This is a genomic window from uncultured Clostridium sp. (assembly GCF_947039605.1).
In the GTDB taxonomy this organism is placed as follows: Bacteria; Bacillota; Clostridia; order Clostridiales; family Clostridiaceae; genus Sarcina.
The window spans coordinates 34,021-55,108 of sequence record NZ_CAMQZG010000016.1 but is presented as its reverse complement, the minus strand read 5'-3'; the positions used below and the strand labels follow the sequence as shown (position 1 = coordinate 55,108).

The following is a 21,088-nucleotide window of genomic DNA, read 5'->3' as shown; positions in this document are numbered from 1 at the left end:
CTTCCACCTCAATTATCCTATAATTTTAAATACTGTACTTCCTAATCTAATGCTGTCATTTACTCCAACTCTTATTTTACCTGCAACTTTTTGTTCATTTACAAATGTTCCATTTGTACTATTTAAGTCCTCTAAAATAATATTATTGTCTTTAACGTAAATTCTTGCATGATTAGATGATACAAATTTATCATTGAGTATTATAGAATTCTCTTCCTTTCTTCCTAATGTTGTTATGTTTTTCATAGGGATAACAGTTCCAGTTTTTAATCTGCCTTCTGTCATAGTTGATACAACTTCTAATCCATATGAGCTTTTTTCTTCTGTTGAAATTTTGCCAACTGGCTTTTCTGTCCTCTTTTTAGGTTCTGATTTAACCTTATTTACAGGTTTATCTGCCTTATTCAGATTTTCTTTTTTCTTATCTTTGTTGCCTACATCTTTAGACATTATTCTAAGTGAATAGAATATGATAAGTAAAAGCATAATCACAAAAAATATGTTAAAAGCAAAACCCATTAACTTATTTAAATCCATAATGTCACCTCTACATTTTTTTATTTGTACTCTGATTACAATAGTCTTATATTATATACTGATTATACACTAAAAAAATTACACCTTTATATCTTTAATATTTATTTATCAATAAAATGACAACTTCTTTTCCATTTTTTTAATTAAAAAGGCAAATAAAGGTGTATCTGTTACTAAATAGCGAATTTTACTGACATTCTAAAACAATCACACATCCTAAACGAATAGTTGGTTTTTTCATAAATCCTTCATTCCCCATTTGAAGATACACCTTTTATAACTTCTTTATTTTACTTAAGATATTTTTTTAAATACTTACCAGTATATGACTCTGGAACCATTATAATTTTTTCTGGAGTTCCTGTTGCTACAATTGTACCACCTTTATCTCCACCTTCTGGACCAAGGTCTATTATATGATCGGCACACTTAATCATATCTAAGTTATGCTCTATTACAACAACTGTATTTCCACCCTCTACAAGTCGTTGTAAGATCTTAATAAGTTTGTTTACATCATCTATATGAAGACCAGTTGTAGGCTCATCTAAAATATACAATGTTTTTCCTGTACTTCTTTTAGATAATTCAAATGCTAGCTTAATTCTTTGAGCTTCACCACCTGATAATTGTGTTGATGGTTGCCCAAGTTTTATATAACCAAGTCCAACATCCATTAATGTTTGTAATTTCTTATGAATTCTCGGAATATTTTCAAAGAATTCTAAAGCATCCTCTACTGTTAAATTTAAAACTTCTGAAATATTTTTCCCTTTATATTTAACATCTAAAGTCTCTCTATTATATCGCTTACTTTTACATATTTCACACGGAACATAAACATCTGATAGGAATTGCATTTCTATTTTTATAATTCCATCACCACTACAAGCTTCACATCTACCACCTTTTACATTAAATGAAAATCTTCCAGGCTTATACCCCTTCATTTTCGCATCTGTTGTTTGAGAGAATAAATCTCTTATAACATCAAAAGTTCCTGTATAAGTTGCCGAGTTACTTCTTGGAGTTCTTCCTATCGGACTTTGGTCTATTTCTATAATTTTATCAATATATTCAAGCCCTTTTAGTTCTTTGTATTCTCCTGGTATAAGTTTTGATCTCTTATTCATCTTTGATGCAAGTCCTTTATAAAGAATCTCATTTACAAGAGTACTTTTCCCTGAACCAGATACCCCTGTTACCATTGTAAGAATTCCTAGTGGGAAATCAACACTTATATTCTTAAGATTATTTTCTTTAGCACCCTTAACTGTGATAAAGTTTCCATTACCTTCTTTTCTCTCAGTTGGTAACTCTATAAATTTTTCACCAGTTAAATATTGTCCTGTAAGCGAATTTTTATTGGCCATTATATCTTCTAATGTCCCGGCAGCAATTATTTCCCCACCATGCTCACCTGCACCAGGTCCAATATCAACAATATAATCAGCAGCTTTCATTGTATCCTCATCATGCTCTACAACTATTAATGTATTTCCTACATCTCTAAGACCCTGTAATGTCTCTATTAATTTGTCATTATCTCTTTGATGCAATCCAATTGAAGGTTCATCTAAAATATAAAGAACTCCCATAAGTTGTGAACCTATTTGCGTAGCAAGTCTAATTCTTTGTGACTCACCACCAGATAGTGTCCCAGCAGTTCTTGCAAGGTCTAAATAATCTAAACCTACATTAATAAGAAAACTTAATCTTGATTTAATTTCCTTAATTATCTGCTCACTAATTATTTTATCCTTTTCTGAAAAATCAATTCCATTTACAAACTCTAATTCATCTCTTATTGAAAGTTTTGTGAAATCATTTATACTTATATCTCCAACTGTAACCGCTAGACTTTCTGGTTTTAATCTTGCACCTCTACATTTAGGACATTTATTATCACTCATATAGTTTTCAATTTCTTGCTTAATATAATCTGAATTTGATTCCATATATCTTCTTCTTAAACTATTTACTTCACCTTCAAAAGAATGATTATAATCTTTTGTTACACCTTCTTTTGTATATGTAACAACTAGCTTTTCATCTACTCCATAGAGAATAGCATTTTGAACTTCTTTACTAAGTTCTCCAAATGGAGTTTCTAAAGTAAAATTAAATTTTTTAATAAGTGCTGTAAGAATTGCAAATGTCCAAGAATCATCTTTAAATCTACCATCTCCCCAGCTACTTATAGCTCCATTTTTTAGTGATAGACTTTTATCAGGAACAACTAATTTTTCATCAATCTCTAAAAGAGTTCCTAGACCATCACAATAATCACATTTTCCAAAAGGTGAGTTAAATGAAAACATTCTTGGTGCAAGTTCTTCTATACTTATTCCACAATCTGCACAAGCAAAATGCTCACTATATAAAGTATCTCCTCCACCAATTATATTTACTATAACTAATCCTTCTGCTAACTTTAATGCTATTTCTAGTGAATCTGAAAGTCTTCTTTCAATCCCTTCTTTAACTACAAGTCTATCTATGACAGCCTCTATATTATGTTTTTTATTCTTTTCCAAATTAATTTCTTCTTCTGTTAAATCATAAATTCCCCCATCAATTCTAGCTCTAACAAATCCATTTTTCTTTATGCTCTCTAGAACCTTCTCGTGAGTTCCCTTTCTTCCTCTAACAATTGGTGCTAGAAGTTGAATTTTTGTTTTTTCATCAAGTTCTAATATTTTATCAACTATTTGGTCTATTGATTGCTGACTTATTTCTTTTCCACATTTAGGACAATGTGGTTTTCCTACTCTAGCATATAATAGTCTTAAATAATCATATATCTCTGTAACTGTACCAACTGTTGATCTTGGATTTCTTGAAGTTGTTTTTTGATCTATTGATATCGCTGGTGATAATCCCTCAATAGACTCAACTTCTGGTTTATTCATTTGTCCTAAAAACTGTCTAGCATATGATGATAGTGATTCTACATATCGTCTTTGCCCTTCAGCATATAGCGTATCAAATGCTAATGATGATTTTCCTGAACCTGAAAGCCCTGTAAATACAACTAGTTTATCTCTTGGTATTTCTAAATCTACATTTTTAAGATTATGTACCTTTGCACCTTTAACTATAATTTTATCTTTCATGATAAGTTCTCCTTATGTTACATTTAAAAACTGACAAACAGTCTTTATCATTCTAAGTATTCAATATTTAAAACAAAAGTTAGTTATTATCATTTTAGAACTGTATTAAAATTGTGTCAATTTTTTTTGAAATATTCCTACCTAAAAATAATTGTCATTTTCAGATTTTTAATTAATATTATTTTTTTCCATAAAAAAAGATGAAAAAGTTCTTATCCTTCTTCATCTTTAAACTTCCTTATTTTTTCTTAAGTACAACATATGTAAATCTATTATCCAATAAATACTTACTAAATTTAATTATTTCAAACTCTTTTGGTATTACTTCTCTTAATACTTCTTCATTATACATATTAAGCATCACACCACCTAAAAGAATTTCCCCTTCACCATCACAGAAAAAATGAAATACTTTCCCACCACTGTCTAGTAACTTTGCTTGATTTTTTAATGACTCTTTAAGCTCTTCTAATGTAAATTGATTAATTAACTTATTTGAAAATATACAATCAAATTTTTTATTTATATCAAGTTTAATATCATCAACCTTATAAATTTGTGCTTGTTTATTATTTTCTTTATATATATCTATAAAAATTTCTGAATTATCCACACCTACAACTTCATATGTTTGTTTTAAAATATCAAAATCCTTACCATTATTTAAACCAATGTTCAAAACACTTGCACCTTTTTTTAAATAACTTCTTAAAATTAATGCTACTCTACCATCATAATTTTTATGTCTCTTTAAAAACTTCTCTACTGTCTCTTTATTATTAAAGCAATTCATTTATGTCACAACTCCTAATTATATCAAGTGGTCTAATCCACTTAATACTGTATTTATAATATTTTATACATAGACTACATATAAGCAATATAGTCTAAATTTGTTCATAGAGTTTGCCTCGAAGAACCTTTAATTGTTCTTTGAGCTTTTTATTCTCTAACTCTAATTCTTTAATTTTTTTGTCCTTTGCCATAATGATAATATCTTTTGATTTTGAAGTTTTATCATATTTAGCTCTTTGGTTCATACTTCTACTGGTTTGCTTCTGACGAAGCTCCTCGATTCTTCTTTTGATTTCCTCGTTGTTATAGAGGAATGTTTTAGATACTCCACTAAGCTCTGAAACACTATTAAAGTTAATTTTCTGTTCATTCAAAGAGAGTTCTCTTATAGCCTTATCTACCTTTTCTATGGTCATTTTAGATTTGTTTTTTGCATATTCTTTTAAACCTTTTGTACTTCCAGCCATTATTGTTCCTCCCTTGACTTACCATTCTTATGAACAATTTTTTGTTCCTTAACTTTTGTAAGCATTTTTTCTAAAGTATCTAAATACATTTCATTTTTTTCTGCCCAAACGTCACGACCACAACGCTTACTTATCTGAATTTGAGATTTAACTTTTTCAATTTCTTCCTCATATTCAGGAATATTTTCGGTTGTCGTACAGAAACTTGCACAATTTAGGCAATGATTCATTTGTTGTTTACATGGTAACTTAGATGATTTAAAACATACTCCAAATGGAACTCTAACTGCATCTAAATTCTTTTTAACATACTCATATCTGACTAAGGCTTCGCCTCTATCTGTTGTTGTATCAACTTCTATAAGCTCATTAGTTTCAGTATTAACCTTAAATAACTCTAAGTCCTCTGTATTCTTCCATTTCTCGTATAAGACGTTTTCCGAAACAGTTGCATAATGAACTGTCATTTGTAGGCTTTGATGTCCTAAAATTTGTTGTATAATACTTATACCCATACCTTGTTCTACATATTCTTTAGCCCTTGTATGTCTTAAAGAATGAAGTCTGAAATGATATAGCTCACCATTAATATTTCTAATATCTTTTTGAACTATTAATCTTTTAAGAGTATTAAGCAAAGAGCTTTTATTTAATGGTTTTCCTTTTAACTTACCTTCATGAGTGTTAAATAAATACTTCTTATGATTATTCTCTTCTGTACTAAGTTTTTTAGCTTTATCAATAGCTTTTTGCACCATTTCATCAACTTTATCTCTTATTGGTATTTTAAGCTGTGCTATACCTGTTTTAGTTATTTCACCACAAAGATAATAATTATAAGTTTGCTCCTTGTTATTCCATATTTTTTCTAAACAATTATCATATCTAAGATTTAATATATCAGTGCCACGCCATCCCGTTTCACGAAGTAAAATATAAACAGGTATAAACTGCGGTCTATCTAAATCCATAATATTATTATCTAATTGCTTCAATATAGGTTCTGGAACAAACTTAGTTCTGTTCATTTCATCTTGAACTCTTTCCCTTTTAGGAATATCATCTTGAAATATTAAAAATGATACTTCTTTCTTTGGTGCTTTATCATATTGAGCCATTTGTATATATTCTAAAAAGGTTCTCACAAAACTTATATATTTAGAATTTTCTGTCGCATTTTTACCATTTCTATCGTTATTAATATAATATAAGTATTTTTCTATATCATTTCTATTTAAAGTTTCAATAAAACTATCTGTATATCCATTTGAGTAAAAATAATTGAAGAAATATTTTAAATATTTAAGTGTATTGCAACAAGTCATCCAACTTTTTTTAGTAATAAAAGACCTGAAATATCTTTTAACTACTTCTCTATAATATAATGGTATTTCTATAAAATTTAAGGATGTTGCTGTTCTATCGGATGTCGCACTTTTCTTTACACCTTTAATATTCTTTGAACACCATGTATCTTTTTCAGTTTCTTCTCTATCATCATGGAAATCTTTGATAAAATCTAATAGAGATACCATTTTACTTTTACATACTTGCAAACTTGCTTCTGAACTTACAATATTTTTGATTAAAAAACTATTCCATTTAATCATGCAATCGTCATCTAAAGAATTTAAAGTGCTTATGTTTTTATAGTATTTATCAAAAAAATCTCCCATAGGATTTAATCGGTAACTTGCTTCTAACATAGATACTGATGTTAGATGTTTTTCTTTAAAACTAAAAAGAATATAATATTTTACTTCATTTTTAATAATGTCATTTTTGAATGAAGTAAAATTGATATATCTTGAATTATATATCTTATTGCCTATAAAAAACTTTTCTGTAAAATCCCAAATATCATTTTCTAACCAATATCCATTATCTTGATTAAGATACTCAATTATTTCATTATATTTACTTTGCTGGTTGCTATTTATCCTCTGTAAATTTTTCATACTTATTCTTCACCATCCTTGTATATATCTAAATCTAAATTTGGCTGAGTTCGATTGAACTCTTCCGTTATTTCTTCATCAGAAGGATGTATATAAGTATTCATTGTAGTATAAATATTTTTATGACCTGCTCTTATTCTTAAAAGCTCAGGTTGCCATCCAGCCATTCTAAGCAAAGTTAATGAACTATGTCTAAACATATGTGGTGTAACGTATATATCCGTCTTTTTCTTTAATGTTCTAAATAAGTTATCAACATCAATATAGCTCATAGCCTTATGCTTGTTATCACCACTAATTTTGATAAATATATGGTTAGTTTCAACATCTTCCGTATGATATTCTGCTATATACTCCATAAATATATCTGCAAGATTTTGAGATATATCTATTCTTCTCGGACTTGATACGGTTTTGATTTCAGCGTTATTTTCAAGTTGACCTCTATCTTTAAGGTCAATGACCATATCACTTATATCAATATCCTCAATCCAAAGAGAGAGTGCTTCACCTATTCTTATTCCAGTTTCATAGAGTAGAGATAATAGAAACTTATCTCTAAGATTAGTACAGGCTATAATTAGTCTTGTAATTTCATCTTTATTTAAAATTTTAGGTTTTGATTTTGGAACTTTAAGCTTTAATATATTACTCGTAGCTTTTTTCTGATCGTGAGCTATTCCATATAAGAAACCTTTAAAGTTTCTACTCGGAGTAGATATAAACTTTCTAAGTCTATCAGATATATTATTGCTATATTCCTCATGTCTAAGAATATAATCATAGAACGCTAAAACTGTATTTATAATAATATTTATAGTTCTTGGACTTCTTGCTGATTCTATATGAGTGCTTGGTATAACCTTTAAGCTCTCATAAGGGTTTTGAAGCCAATTAACAAATAACGCTAAGTCATCTATTGTTATATCTTGAAAATCAAGATTTCTTTGTTGCAAATACTCAAAGTATAACTTTAAGTGCTGACAATACATTCTTAAAGTATTTCTCGCATGATTGGTATTATCTTTAAACCTAATAAATTTTAATATCGGTTTAATCGGTAAACCTAAATCATCTGCAACAAAATATCTTTCTTTTCCATCTTCTGTTTTTACTTTTGATACTTCCATCTTATATACACTCCAATATCTTAGTATTTAAGCTTATTGTCTACTATTAATACTAAAATTATTCTAACTATTTATTTAGTCATTAAAGTTAGATTCCTCTATTAGATTATTATATAAAATACTATAAATACTATTTAGTAGTCTACACTATATTCCTAATTATATTTCACTACTAAATGTACCACTTAGTTATTAATACAAAACTAACGAGTGTTTAAATTTTATTAAATATCTGTTTAATATTTTGTTTTTTTTAGGAAACAATATTAACATAATCAAATTTCAAGGAGGTCTCCAATATGAATTTATTCAAAAAAACTTCTATTGCTTTATTGCTATCAGCAGTAGCATTAATATCTATAACAGGTATTTCTTGTTCAACACCCAAGCCAACTACTACAACCACTACTACCACTACTAAAGTTAATTCAAATACACTCCCAAATTCTAACCCTAATAATTATATTCCTATAGTTAAAATGGATCTTGCTTCAACCGGTATTAAAAATGGTATTATTGATCCACAATATGGCTCTGCATCTAAGGATAAACTTGATGCTATGCCACTTGAATCAATTCCTTTAAATTGGTCAGGTGCTCCATCTTCAGTTAAAACTTATGCATTAACAATAATTGATTATGATACAGTTCCAATAATGGGCTTCCCTTGGATTCATTGGATTGCAGCAGATATTTCTAGTTCAATAACTTCATTACCTGCTAATGCAAGTACAGCACAAGCTAAAGATATGATTCAGGGTGTAAATAGTTATGCTAACGGCTATCCTTTAAACCTTGCTGGTTTAAAAGGCTTCCAAGTACCTCGTGCTAATGCATTCCATTATGGCGGTATGGTCCCTGTAAACTTCCCTCACAAATACACTATGAAAATTTATGCTTTAGATTCAACATTAAATCTTAAACCTGGTTTTGGACTTAATGATTTATATAATGCAATGGATGGTCACATTATTGGCGAAGGCACTCTTTACGGAACTTACAATGCTGATATAACTAAACTTTCATAGAATTTTCAAAGCAAAAAAACTCATGTATTTTTCATGAGTTTTTTCTTTTTAATTATATATAAACTTTATTCAGAAAATATTTAATCGTTGAAAAAAATAAATATTCGCTATATAAAATTACATTTTTTTTTTTTAAAGTTACAAAATACTTAAAACCACTTATAAATTTCATAATTTTACCTATTTTGTTATTAAATTTATAAGTGCTAGAATGAGCACATAAGTACTTATTAAAGCATCTTATAAAATTATATTTTATTAAAGGAAGTGTTTTATTATGGAATGTACAAATAAAAAAGTTTTCTTAGTAGGTGGTGGAATAGCCTCTCTTGCTAGTGCTGTTTACTTCATTCAAGAAGGACATATCCCTGCAGAAAACATTACAATTTTTGAACAACTTAAATGTCTTGGTGGAAGCATGGATGCTGCTGGTAATAATGAAGATGGCTTTATAGCTCATGGTGCTAGAATGTTTGATAAAGAAGCATATGAATGTACTTATGAACTATTCTCAAGAATTCCTTCATTAGATGGAACTATGAGTGTTCTAGATGATTTCAACAAGTTTAATAAAGAAACTAAATTTAATAGATCAAATGTAAGACTTATAGGTGAAAATGCAGAAAGAATGGATGTGAATTCATTTGAACTCTCAAAAGCTGATCAATTAGCATTAACAAACATGATTATGCAACCTGAATTTAAACTTAAAGACTCAAGAGTATGTGATTCTTTTACTCCTGACTTCTTTACATCAAACTTCTGGTATATGTGGGCAACAACTTTTGCTTTCCAACCATGGCATAGTGCTGTTGAATTCAAAAGATATCTTCACAGATTTATGCATGAATTCCCTCATGTTACAGATATGACTGGAGTTAGACACTCAAGATATATCCAATATGATTCTATGATTTTACCAACTATTAACTATCTAAAAGATCAAGGTGTTAATTTTACTATGGAAACTGAAGTTCTAGATTTAAGTTTTGATATTAAAAGTAATAAAAAAGTTGTTAATGGTATTAAATATAACCAAGCTGGTACTATTAAAAATATAAGTATTAATGAAGATGATTTAGTTCTAGTGACTATTGGTTCAATAACTGCTGGATTTAGTGTTGGAGATAACAAAAAAGCTCCAATTATTAATACTAAAGATTCTGATGGTTCTTGGAATCTATGGGAAAACATAGCTAAGGTTGATGATAGTTTTGGACACCCTGATGTTTTCAATACTCGTGTAAATGAATCTCTTTGGGAATCTATTACTATGACATTTAAAACTCCTTTATTCTTTGACCTAGTTAGAGAATATTGTGGTGGTATAGGTACTGAATTTACATTTAAAGATTCAAACTGGTTCTTATCAGTTGTACTTCCAAAACAACCATACTTCATGAATCAATCTGAAGATGTACAAGTAGCTTGGGGATATGCATTACATCCTGATAAAAAAGGTAATTTTGTAGACAAGCCAATGACTGAATGTAATGGTATAGAAGTAATGCAAGAAATTTGTGGACTTTTAGGCTTTGAAGATCATATGGATGAAATACTTGCTTCTGTAATATGTAAACCTTGTATTATGCCATTTATCACAAGTCAATTTCTAACAAGATTACCTGGTGATAGACCATCTGTAGTTCCAAAATCATCTAAAAACTTAGCGTTTGTAGGTCAATATTGTGAAATTCCAGATGATACGGTATTTACAGTTGACTACTCAATAAGAGCAGCTCAAATAGCAGTTTATACATTACTTGGTCTTGATTATAAAGAAGTTACACCTATTTATAAAGGGGAATTTGATGTTAGAATTCTTCTTGGTGCACTTGCAACAATGATAAAATAATTTTATAAAATAAAAAGTGCCAAACTATAGAAAGTTTGGCACTTTTTTTATTTTAAGATTTCACTACATTAAATTCTATTTCACCGAAATCGCTTACATCAAATATATTAAGGTTTATTTCTTTATTGTATTCTTTATCAAAATTTTCTTCAATCATATACTTTTGTTTATGTCCCTCTTTATCTCTATGAACCATTATTAGTTGTGTTGTAAAATCTATATGCTTATTTGCTATTTCTACATTTTTAATACTCTTCTTCTTAACTCTTCTAACTCCACCTGGATATTTACAATTTTCATAAGTGAACACTAAGTTTCCTATTTCTTTCTCACTCTCATTATTAATATTTATTTTCGGGAAAATTCTTTGTTCCAAATTAATACCCCCTAAAATTTTTATTTTTTTATTCTCTTATAATATATATATTCTACAAAAACATTTTAAAACCTTTTCATAAATAAAATTTTTATTTTTTTTTCATAAAATTTAAAAAAAGTTTGCATTAAAGCAGTATTTTTTAATATTTCAAGAAATTTTATGCATAATGGTTATTATTTAATGTTCATTGTGATAAAATGATGATATTAAATATTAATTCTAGGAGGGTTATACTATGAATAAAATTAAAATAGGAATTATCGGTTACGGTAATCTTGGTAAAGGTGTTGTTAATGCCTTAAAACTTAATCCTGATATGGAACTTAAAGGAATATTCACAAGAAGAGATGCTAGCTCAGTTGAAGCAAATGGTTTACCAATGCTACATATATCAACAATAGCTAACTATAAAAATGAAATTGATGTAATGATCCTTTGTGGTGGTTCTGCAACAGACCTTCCTAAGCAAGGACCTATGGTTGTTGAAATGTTTAACACTGTAGATAGTTTCGATACTCATGCTAAAATTCCTGAGTACTTTGAGATAATGGACAAAATAGCTAAAGAATCAAATAAAGTTGGATTAATCTCAGTTGGTTGGGATCCAGGTTTATTCTCATTAAATAGATTATTAGCTAGTTGTGTATTACCTAATGGTACAGATTACACATTTTGGGGTAAAGGTGTAAGCCAGGGACACTCAGATGCTCTTAGAAGAATTGATGGTGTTACAAACGCTATCCAATACACAATCCCTAAAGAAGAAGCTTTAGAAAGCGTTAGAGCTGGTAAGAATCCTAAGTTTGAAACAAGAGATAAACACTTCAGACTTTGCTATGTTGTTGTAAATGAAAATGCTGATAAAGTTAAAATAGAAAAAGAAATCATTGAAATGCCTAACTACTTCTCAGATTATGATACAGAAGTTAACTTCATAACAGAAGAAGAATTACAATCAAATCATAAAGGTATGCCACATGGTGGATTTGTTATAAGAACTGGAGAAACAAGTGAAGGTACTAAGCAAAAAATTGAATTCTCACTTGAACTTGCTAGTAATCCTGAATTCACATCAAGTGTTCTTGTAGCTTATGCTAGAGCAACTTATAAATTATCAAAAGATGGAGTTTCAGGTGCTAAAACAGTATTTGATATCCCTTACGGACTTCTTTCACCTAAGTCACCAGCTGAACTTAGAAAAGAACTTCTTTAATCTTTTTAGAAACCATGAATTTTCATGGTTTCTTTCTTTTATAAATATATATATATCTACTGTTATAAAAAAGGATTGTCTGAAAATCAGACAATCCTTTTTTATATTAACCTACTGCATCTGTTCCATCATATACACTCTCATGTAGGTCTTCTAATACTAGCTTATTTTTATACATATACTCACTAACACTCTTTCCAACATATCTAAAATGCCAAGGTTCATAAGCATAGCCTGTTGTTTCTACTCTATCTTTTGGATATCTTAAAATATAGCCATATTTATGTGCATTTGCTGCAAGCCATTCTCCTTCTTTTGTATCTTCAAAATTCTCTTCTAAAGTAAGTCCCATACTTTGAGTTGAAATATCTGCTGTAAGCCCTGTCTGATGCTCACTATGACCAGGTTTTGCCATATATTTCTCTGTATGTTCTTTTCCTCTATTTTTTATTGATGTATTAAAAAGACCATATTGATAATCATATGATCTATATCCACTTACAAGATATAAATCTTCAAGACCTGCATCCTTTGCCTCTGCAAACATAACCTCTAAAGCCTTAGCCCCCTCTTCTCTTAAATGACTTTGTTGAAAACTTTTATCATATGCTAACAGTACATTTGGAACAACTAAATCATCTGGTGTGTAATCTTCACCAAGCATAAACTCTTTATTACATAAAACAATTAAATCATTTTTATTTTCTCTAACTGTAGAAAATACTTTCGCTGTTTCCTCATCTAAAATATCCTCTATTGGCTCTTTATTATCTTCATCTTCTTTTAAATTCTCATTATCTTTTATAGTTATATTATTATCATTATTAGACATTATCTGCCCACCTCCAGCAAAATAAGCAACTCCCACTACAAACAATAATGTTGCTATAATTATTCCACCTATTTTTATTTCTTTGTATTCTTTTAAATTCATAATTCTCCCTCTCTTCCATAAACCTCTCTTTTCTAATTATACCTCCTTCTCTAATCATTTCCACATTATCAATAATCTTTTACCATTATTATCAAATTTATTCATAAAATCCTTTTTAAATCTAATTTAGTTAAATTTTCTTAAAATAATTATTTTTCAAATTATTCCTAATTTTCAAAAGGGGTATATGAAATCTTTATTACAAATTCCTTAAAAATATTCCTAAATATAAAAATGGAGGTGAAATCCACCTCCATTAAACTTAAATATATTTAATTTGAAACCATTAAATCAGTAGAGATATTCCTCTTTTAACTCACTTACTCTTTCATCTGTTAATCCATATTCTTTTTCAAAATATTTTTCTAAAGTTGGATATTTTTTTGCTATGAATTCAAATATTGCATCAAAGTATTCACTTTTTACCTCTGTCATAAAACTGAGTATTTTTTTACTTTTTTCATCTGTAAGCAATGCTGCAAATTTAGCTTTAACCATCTCATTATACTCTTTTCTATAACCATTACTTGCTAAATAGTCTTCCCTTACTTTATCCATTGGAACTCCAAGCATTAATAATATTAGTGCTGACCCAATTCCAGTTCTATCCTTACCTGATTTACAGTGTTGAACAAATGGAATATCAATCTGATTCTCCATAATTTCCACCATTTTTTTAAATGCTTTATTTTGAAATGCCATAGACTCATATGAATTAATCATAAAAATAGTTGGATCTTTAAGTTGTGGAATTTTATCTAAATTTTTAAATAAAAACTCCATATTAAAATTTCCTTTTATACTTTGTTCTTCCTTTTCTAGTCCCTTCATTGCTGGTATATTAAAATATTCTGTTCCTTTTATAACTAAGTCTTTTTCTTGCTCTGCCTCTGCTATTTCTCTATAATCTAAAATCCCCTTAAGCCCCATATCCTCTAAATATTTTATATCTTCATTAGTTAAAATATTTAACGCATCTGATCTATAAAATTTATCCCATTTAACTCGTCTCTCATCACTTGTTCTAAATCCACCTAAATCTCTAAAGTTACAAGCTCCTTTTAGTGGAATTTTTCTTTCTGCAAATATTTCATCTTCATAGCCATTCATTTTAACTACAAAATAAGTTCTTTTTCCAAGTACTGGGTCTTGTATATATAACTCTGCTTTATCTGATTTTAATAGACTCTTTAAATTACTATTAATTTCTGCTTTATCTGTATAAAACAATTCATACTCTTGTCCCTGATTTTCTATGCAAATTTTAAAATTCTCATTAGTTCTTAAACAAAATACATTTATAAATTTTTTCATAAATAAACACCTCACAAAATTATTATTTACTTTAACTTTACACCTATTATCATTTCCATAATTATCATTAACATTTCAAAATACAAAATAAATTTCTATAAAAAAATAGAGATATACTATCTAAATAATATATCTCTATTTCTTTATTTTATATTTTTCTTTAAATCTATTACTAAATCTCTAAGCTCTGCTGCTCTCTCAAACTGCATATTCTTAGCTGCTTCTTTCATCTCTTTCTCATACTTTATAATCAAATCTTTTATCGAAATATTTTTCTGTGCTGCTGTTTCTTTTACAATCTGATACACTGTTTTTTCTTCTGCAACAACCTCTTCTGAAACTTCAAGTATATTTCTAATAGCTTTAGTTACAGTAGTTGGTGTAATACCATGTTTCCCATTGTATTCCATCTGTATTACTCTTCTTCTCTCAGTTTCTTTCATTGCCTTATCCATAGATTTAGTTATATGATTTGCATACATTATAACCCTGCTCTCTGAGTTTCTTGCCGCTCTACCTATAGTTTGCACAAGTGAAGTTTCTGACCTTAAGAACCCTTCCTTATCAGCATCAAGTATAGCTACAAGAGCAACCTCTGGAATATCAAGCCCTTCTCTTAAAAGGTTAATACCTATAAGGACATCAATTGCTCCCATTCTGAGTTCTTTTATAATTTTCATTCTTTCAACTGTATCTATATCTGAGTGCATATAACTACACTTAATCCCAAGTTCTTTAAGATACTTAGTTAAATCTTCTGACATCCTCTTAGTAAGAGTTGTAACTAAAGTTCTGAACCCTTTAGCTATTACCTTTTGAACCTCTGCATACAAATCATCAACCTGACTCTTTGACTCTCTAATCTCAATAACTGGGTCTAAAAGTCCTGTAGGTCTAATAATTTGCTCTGCAATATTATCAGAATGGTCTAACTCATAATCAGCAGGTGTTGCACTAACATAAACTATCTGATTTACCTTTGCTTCAAACTCATCAAACTTTAATGGTCTATTATCTTTTGCAGATGGCATTCTAAAACCATAATCAACTAAATTTTGTTTTCTTGACCTATCTCCACCATACATTGCCCTAACCTGTGGTAATGTAACATGACTTTCATCTACAAACAGAAGAAAATCATCTGGAAAATAGTCCATAAGAGTTTCTGGTGCTGTGCCTGGTGCTCTACCATCAAGTATTCTTGAATAGTTTTCTATACCCTGACAATATCCCATTTCTCTTATCATCTCAATATCATAATTAGTTCTCTGCTTTAGTCTTTGAGCTTCTAATAATTTATCCTGTGCATTAAGCTCTTTTAACCTTTCTTCAAGCTCAGATTCTATTTGTCCAATAGATCTTTTAACAGTTTCCTCTGATGCTGCAAAGTGGGATGCTGGAGTTATAGCAATATGCTTTCTATTAGCAACTATATTACCAGTTAAAACTTCAAACTCTTTAATACTCTCAACCTCATCCCCAAAGAATTCTACCCTAATCCCAATTTCTGATGAATTAGCTGGAATAATATCTAAAATATCTCCTCTAACTCTAAATGTTCCCCTAGAAAAGTCTATATCGTTTCTCTCATACTGAATATCTATAAGCTTTCTAATAACTTCATCTCTATCCTTTATCATTCCTGGTCTTAAAGATATAGTAAGACTTTTATACACCTCTGGATTACCAAGCCCATATATGCAAGAAACTGAAGCTACTATAATAACATCTCTTCTCTCTAAAAGTGCTGCTGTAGCTGAGTGACGAAGTTTATCTATTTCATCATTGATTGAGGCATCTTTCTCTATAAATGTATCTGTATGTGCAATATATGCTTCTGGCTGATAGTAATCATAATATGACACAAAATACTCAACTATATTGTTAGGGAAAAACTCTCTAAACTCAGAACAAAGTTGTGCTGCTAAAGTTTTATTGTGAGCTAGTATCAATGTTGGTTTTTGAGTTCTTTCTATAATATTTGCCATAGTAAATGTTTTACCAGAACCTGTAACCCCAAGTAAAGTTTGTGCTTTTAACCCTTTATTCAATCCATCAACTAAACTATCAATTGCCTGTGGTTGATCTCCCATAGGCTTAAACTTTGAATGTATTTTCAATTCTTCCATTTTTTCCTCCTAAAAAAGCCAACTATACTTTCATATAGCTGACTTTAAATTTTTTTATATTTCTACTTTCTATAATACTTCCTTAAAAGTTAAGTTTTCTTTTTGAACTTGCTCTGTGCTAAAGGGAATTTTTGCCGGAACAAGAACTATTCTTAATTCATCTATACTCTCTAATTCTAATTCATATCGCTCTATTTTTCCATTATATTTTTTGACCTTTAAATCTATAAGTTTATCACTACTTGTATCTATCACATTCTCTAAAAAACTAATATCGTTAGTAGCTACACCATTAACATGAGTTATTTTATCCCCTTGGTTAATTCCTGCTTTTTTAGCTTTCCCATGTTTTAAAGAATCTAAGACACTGATACCATCATCTGATATAAATATTTCTTTTTTCTTTATTTTATTAAATTTATATCCTGTAATAAATTCATGTCCTAAAAACATAATAAAAACAGTCATAATTTCTAATAAATATACTCCTCTTGAAACCATAGCTAAAATTATTATTCCAACTCCGTAGATGCTTATCTTCAGAGCTGAACCCTTTAATTTTTCTTTCTTAGGCGTACTATAACTCATTGAACTATAACCTGCATAAGTAAAAAATGATACTATTGGTATAATCCATCTTCGTGAAAGTTTATATCCCCCACAAATCTCCTTACCATTATCTCTATAGTAATAAACCATACCTTTACCACCATCAAAAAATACAAGAATTGATTCTACAATATGTAATATTCCTACTAAAATAACAATATCCATTGATTTATTAATTAAATTTTGTGCTACTCCTATACCGCTTGTAATACTACCTAAAATTAAAATAAGTAAACACATCACACTACCTGAATATGCAAAACAAATAAATCTACTCCCTAAATTGCTACCTAAAATAGATACCATAAACATTATAATAAGTTCATCTGATAAATCTACATCACCAACTAAACTTTTAAAAACTACTAAAATTATAAACCCAAAGACTAGCCCTAGAGCTAGAGATGACATAGTCATCTCTAAAGCTCTTTCTGGCTCACCTTTTATAAATAACCTTTGACCTTTTTTTATATTTTTATTTTTATTATGAAGATGAAACCCCATTAATATTAAAACTATTAAATATGTTGGTTTCATAATAATCTGTGAAAACTCTAATGCACTCTCATATAAAAATCCCATATAATACCCTCTACTTAATTTTGTCTTTCATTACTTCCATAGCTTTCTCAAGCTGTGGATCTTCTGCTCTATTGTAAGGTTTATTCTTTAATTCTTCTGGATATTCAACTTCAATATCTGGCTTAATTCCAGTTCCATGAATATTTTCCCCATTAGGAGTATAATACTTTGAAATAGTAATCTTAAGCGCACTTCCATCTGGTTGTGATACTGGAATTTGTACTATCCCTTTACCAAAACTAGTTTCTCCAATTAAAGTTCCAACACCATAATCTCTTATAGCTCCTGAAACTACCTCAGATGCTGATGCAGAATTTCCATCAATTAAAACTACTAATGGCAAATCTTTAGCAATGCCACCTTTAGAAAGATTCTTCTCTTTTTCACCATATTTATCAATAGTTGTTACTATAGGCTCTCCCTTATCTATAAAGTTAGAGGCAAGACCCACACACTCACTCATATAACCACCTGGGTTACCCCTAAGATCTAAAACAAGGCCTTGCATCCCTTTATTTTGAAGTTCTTCGAGCTTTGCAGTAAAGTCTTTAGCTACATTTTCTTCAAATGCTTTAACAGCAATATAACCAACTTCTTCATCCATCATATAACCTTTAACATTTATAGTTTTAACTACATCTCTCATTACGTCTATATTTAACTCCTTACCATCTCTTTGAACAGTAAGTTTAATATTTTCTTTTTTCTTACCTTTTAGCATTGAAGCTGTTTTCTCCATATCAGCAACAGTTACACTCGTTCCATTTATTGCTTTTAATATGTCACCTGCCTTAATCCCGGCAGCATAAGCAGGACCACCTTCTAATGATTCAACAACTAAAAGATTCTTATCCGCAGTCCCCATTCTGATTCCAACACCCATATATTCACCAGAATTTTGCTCCATAAACCCTTCAAACTCTTCCTTATTCATATAATATGTATATGGGTCTCCAAGTCCCATTGACATACCTTTAATTGCTCCTTCAAGCAATTTATCATCATTAATTTCACCATCATAATAACGATAAATTTGATCTCTTATAGAAAATAATTTAGAATATTTTTCTATATCTTTTATCTCCTTAAAACTTCCCTGTACATCTAAATTTGATGTAATTGGCATAAGTCCCTTAGCTGTAAGTCTATTACCTACCAATATAGAAAGCACTGAAAATCCTATGACCATTAAAATAACTTTCCAATTTTTTGTATACCCTCTTCTTTCGTAACTAGCTTTGTTTTCTCTTTCTCTCAAAATATTCACCCCTTAAATATAAAAAAGCCCAAAATACTTCCACTTATTTCTAATTGTAAGTATTTTAAGCTTATTATATACTATATTCCTAAATTATACATCTAAGAACTTTCTTAATGCGATTACACTTCCTATTGCCCCAATCAGAATACCAGCACCGATAAACTGCCATGACATAGTAGTTAATATATATGATGGATGTATAAATTCTGCTGCATAGAATCCGCCACCTTGAATAGCTGATCTAAATATCCATGAATATACTCCATATATTAATGCAACCGATAATATCGAACCAACCAGTCCTATTACAATACCTTCTATAACAAAAGGCCATCTTATAAACCAATCTGTCGCTCCAACAAATTTCATAATTCCTACTTCTCTTCTTCTTGAATAAACAGTAATCTTAATTGTATTAATAATTAAGAATAATGAAACTCCTATAAGAACCACAAATAGAATTAATCCCACCCATTTAACTGTATTTGCAAATGATGTAATTGTTTGAATCATTTCTTGGTCATTACCTATTTGGTTAACTCCAGCCATTAGCTTCCCATCTGGTGTAAGAGATTTTTCAACAGTATCTGCTACTATTGGTTGATCAAGTTTTACAATAAATGAGTTTGGCAAAGGGTTATTTGTTTCATTGTAACCCTCTAATATTTCTTTATCATCAGCAAATTGATCTTTAAAGTTAACAAGAGCTTGTGCTTTTGTTTCATACGCAACAGCTTTAACACCCGCAATAGCTTTTATTTTTGTTTGCACTGCTTCTTGTTGTACTGTAGTTATATCATTGTTTAAGAAAACTTTAATCTCAACTTTATTTTGAACATCTTGAACACCTAAATTTACATTTATAGCAGTCAGTAAAAATGCACCTAAAACTACTAATGTAGTTAAAACTGTAGCAGCTGATGCTATACTGATAGTTAAATTTCTTTTTAAACTTTTAAAGGCATCTGCGATAAAGTAGAAAAAACTATTTAGTTTCATCTTCATATCCTCCTTTTAATTCATCTCTTATAATAACTCCCTTATCAATAGCAATAACTCTTCTTCTCATATCATCAACTATATCTTTTGCATGAGTAGCCATTATAACAGTAGTTCCAGACTTATTTATGTCATCAATTAATGCCATGATTTCACCTGATGTATCTGGATCTAAGTTTCCTGTAGGCTCGTCCGCAATAAGGACTTGTGGATTGTTAACAATAGCTCTAGCTATTGAAACTCTTTGCTGTTCTCCACCCGATAGCTCATTTGGGAACATTTTATATTTATTTGATAATCCAACTAATGAAAGAACCATAGGAACTCTTTTTCTTATTTCCTTTGGTGATGACTCAACAACTCTCATTGCAAAAGCTACATTCTCATAAATATTTAAAGTAGGTATAAGTCTAAAATCTTGGAATATCATTCCTATTTTTCTTCTATAATACGGTATTTCTTTTCTTTTTACGCCTGCAAGCTCTGTTCCACTCATCATTATCGTTCCTGCAGTTGGCTCTACTTCTTTAAGTAACATTTTTATAAATGTTGATTTTCCTGCTCCACTTGGTCCAACTAAGAATACGAAATCACCTGATTCAATTTCTAAATCAACATTGACTAACGCTTTTACATTCTTGTTGTAAATCTTAGAGACATTTTTAAATTCTATCATCTAAACACTCCTAACAATTTTTCATGTATAGTATTTTTCATAATCAAAATATTAATAATTTATTACATTTTCATTCATTCTTCAAATATTATATCATACTTTTGTG

The 21,088-nt window shown here is 29.4% G+C and carries 17 protein-coding genes; 3 read left to right on the top strand and 14 right to left on the bottom strand.

Annotated features, from left to right (window positions below):
• Positions 1-12: 12 nt before the first annotated feature.
• The 6 genes from Q0V24_RS07825 to Q0V24_RS07800 all read right to left on the bottom strand — a co-directional run bounded on the left by Q0V24_RS07825 (position 13) and on the right by Q0V24_RS07800 (position 8,003).
• Entirely contained in the window at positions 13-537 is a 525-nt protein-coding gene (locus tag Q0V24_RS07825; RefSeq protein WP_297520162.1) for an FHA domain-containing protein, read from the bottom strand.
• Positions 538-827: 290 nt separating this feature from the next.
• A complete protein-coding gene (gene uvrA / locus Q0V24_RS07820) occupies positions 828-3,653 on the bottom strand; it encodes an excinuclease ABC subunit UvrA (protein ID WP_297520159.1) in 2,826 nt (941 codons plus the stop codon).
• 238 nt (positions 3,654-3,891) lie between these two features.
• The gene (locus Q0V24_RS07815) at positions 3,892-4,446 is read right to left on the bottom strand and encodes a class I SAM-dependent methyltransferase (protein WP_297520157.1); all 555 of its coding nucleotides are present in this window, start codon (positions 4,444-4,446) and stop codon (positions 3,892-3,894) included.
• 94 nt (positions 4,447-4,540) lie between these two features.
• Positions 4,541-4,915, bottom strand: a complete 375-nt coding sequence (locus Q0V24_RS07810; protein WP_297520155.1) for a DUF6262 family protein — start codon at positions 4,913-4,915, stop codon at positions 4,541-4,543.
• Complete coding sequence (locus tag Q0V24_RS07805; protein WP_297520153.1) at positions 4,915-6,873, bottom strand: tyrosine-type recombinase/integrase; 1,959 nt, start codon at positions 6,871-6,873, stop codon at positions 4,915-4,917. The genes Q0V24_RS07810 and Q0V24_RS07805 overlap by 1 nt, the downstream gene beginning before the upstream one ends.
• A 2-nt stretch (positions 6,874-6,875) precedes the next feature.
• Complete coding sequence (locus Q0V24_RS07800; protein WP_297520151.1) at positions 6,876-8,003, bottom strand: tyrosine-type recombinase/integrase; 1,128 nt, start codon at positions 8,001-8,003, stop codon at positions 6,876-6,878.
• A 299-nt stretch (positions 8,004-8,302) separates the two neighbouring features.
• Between Q0V24_RS07800 and Q0V24_RS07795 the strand changes: the two genes are divergently transcribed.
• Complete coding sequence (locus tag Q0V24_RS07795; RefSeq protein ID WP_297520149.1) at positions 8,303-9,031, top strand: YbhB/YbcL family Raf kinase inhibitor-like protein; 729 nt, start codon at positions 8,303-8,305, stop codon at positions 9,029-9,031.
• A gap of 277 nt (positions 9,032-9,308) precedes the next feature.
• Positions 9,309-10,886: an oleate hydratase gene (locus tag Q0V24_RS07790; protein ID WP_297520147.1), complete on the top strand. Its 1,578-nt coding sequence runs from the start codon at positions 9,309-9,311 to the stop codon at positions 10,884-10,886.
• 52 nt (positions 10,887-10,938) lie between these two features.
• Here Q0V24_RS07790 and Q0V24_RS07785 read toward each other — a convergent pair whose 3' ends face one another.
• A complete protein-coding gene (locus tag Q0V24_RS07785) occupies positions 10,939-11,262 on the bottom strand; it encodes a hypothetical protein (protein ID WP_297520145.1) in 324 nt (107 codons plus the stop codon).
• A gap of 238 nt (positions 11,263-11,500) precedes the next feature.
• Between Q0V24_RS07785 and Q0V24_RS07780 the strand changes: the two genes are divergently transcribed.
• Positions 11,501-12,478 (top strand): diaminopimelate dehydrogenase, encoded by a 978-nt coding sequence (locus Q0V24_RS07780; protein WP_297520142.1) that lies wholly within the window; start codon positions 11,501-11,503, stop codon positions 12,476-12,478.
• Positions 12,479-12,584: 106 nt separating this feature from the next.
• Here Q0V24_RS07780 and Q0V24_RS07775 read toward each other — a convergent pair whose 3' ends face one another.
• The 7 genes from Q0V24_RS07775 to ftsE all read right to left on the bottom strand — a co-directional run bounded on the left by Q0V24_RS07775 (position 12,585) and on the right by ftsE (position 20,982).
• The gene (locus Q0V24_RS07775; protein WP_297520140.1) at positions 12,585-13,412 is read right to left on the bottom strand and encodes a M15 family metallopeptidase; all 828 of its coding nucleotides are present in this window, start codon (positions 13,410-13,412) and stop codon (positions 12,585-12,587) included.
• Between the two features lie 291 nt (positions 13,413-13,703).
• A complete protein-coding gene (locus Q0V24_RS07770; RefSeq protein ID WP_297520139.1) occupies positions 13,704-14,726 on the bottom strand; it encodes a tyrosine-protein phosphatase in 1,023 nt (340 codons plus the stop codon).
• A gap of 143 nt (positions 14,727-14,869) precedes the next feature.
• The gene (gene uvrB / locus Q0V24_RS07765; protein ID WP_297520137.1) at positions 14,870-16,855 is read right to left on the bottom strand and encodes an excinuclease ABC subunit UvrB; all 1,986 of its coding nucleotides are present in this window, start codon (positions 16,853-16,855) and stop codon (positions 14,870-14,872) included.
• A 69-nt stretch (positions 16,856-16,924) separates the two neighbouring features.
• Positions 16,925-18,046 (bottom strand): PDZ domain-containing protein, encoded by a 1,122-nt coding sequence (locus Q0V24_RS07760; RefSeq protein ID WP_297520135.1) that lies wholly within the window; start codon positions 18,044-18,046, stop codon positions 16,925-16,927.
• Positions 18,047-18,056: 10 nt separating this feature from the next.
• A complete protein-coding gene (locus Q0V24_RS07755; RefSeq protein WP_297520133.1) occupies positions 18,057-19,304 on the bottom strand; it encodes a S41 family peptidase in 1,248 nt (415 codons plus the stop codon).
• A 93-nt stretch (positions 19,305-19,397) separates the two neighbouring features.
• Positions 19,398-20,306, bottom strand: coding sequence for a permease-like cell division protein FtsX (gene ftsX / locus Q0V24_RS07750; RefSeq protein WP_297520131.1), 909 nt, complete (start codon positions 20,304-20,306; stop codon positions 19,398-19,400).
• Positions 20,293-20,982 carry a cell division ATP-binding protein FtsE gene (gene ftsE, locus Q0V24_RS07745; protein ID WP_297520129.1) on the bottom strand — a complete coding sequence of 230 codons (690 nt, stop codon included), beginning with the start codon at positions 20,980-20,982 and terminating at the stop codon, positions 20,293-20,295. Before ftsE ends, ftsX begins: the two co-directional genes overlap by 14 nt.
• Between the last annotated feature and the right edge of the window lie 106 nt (positions 20,983-21,088).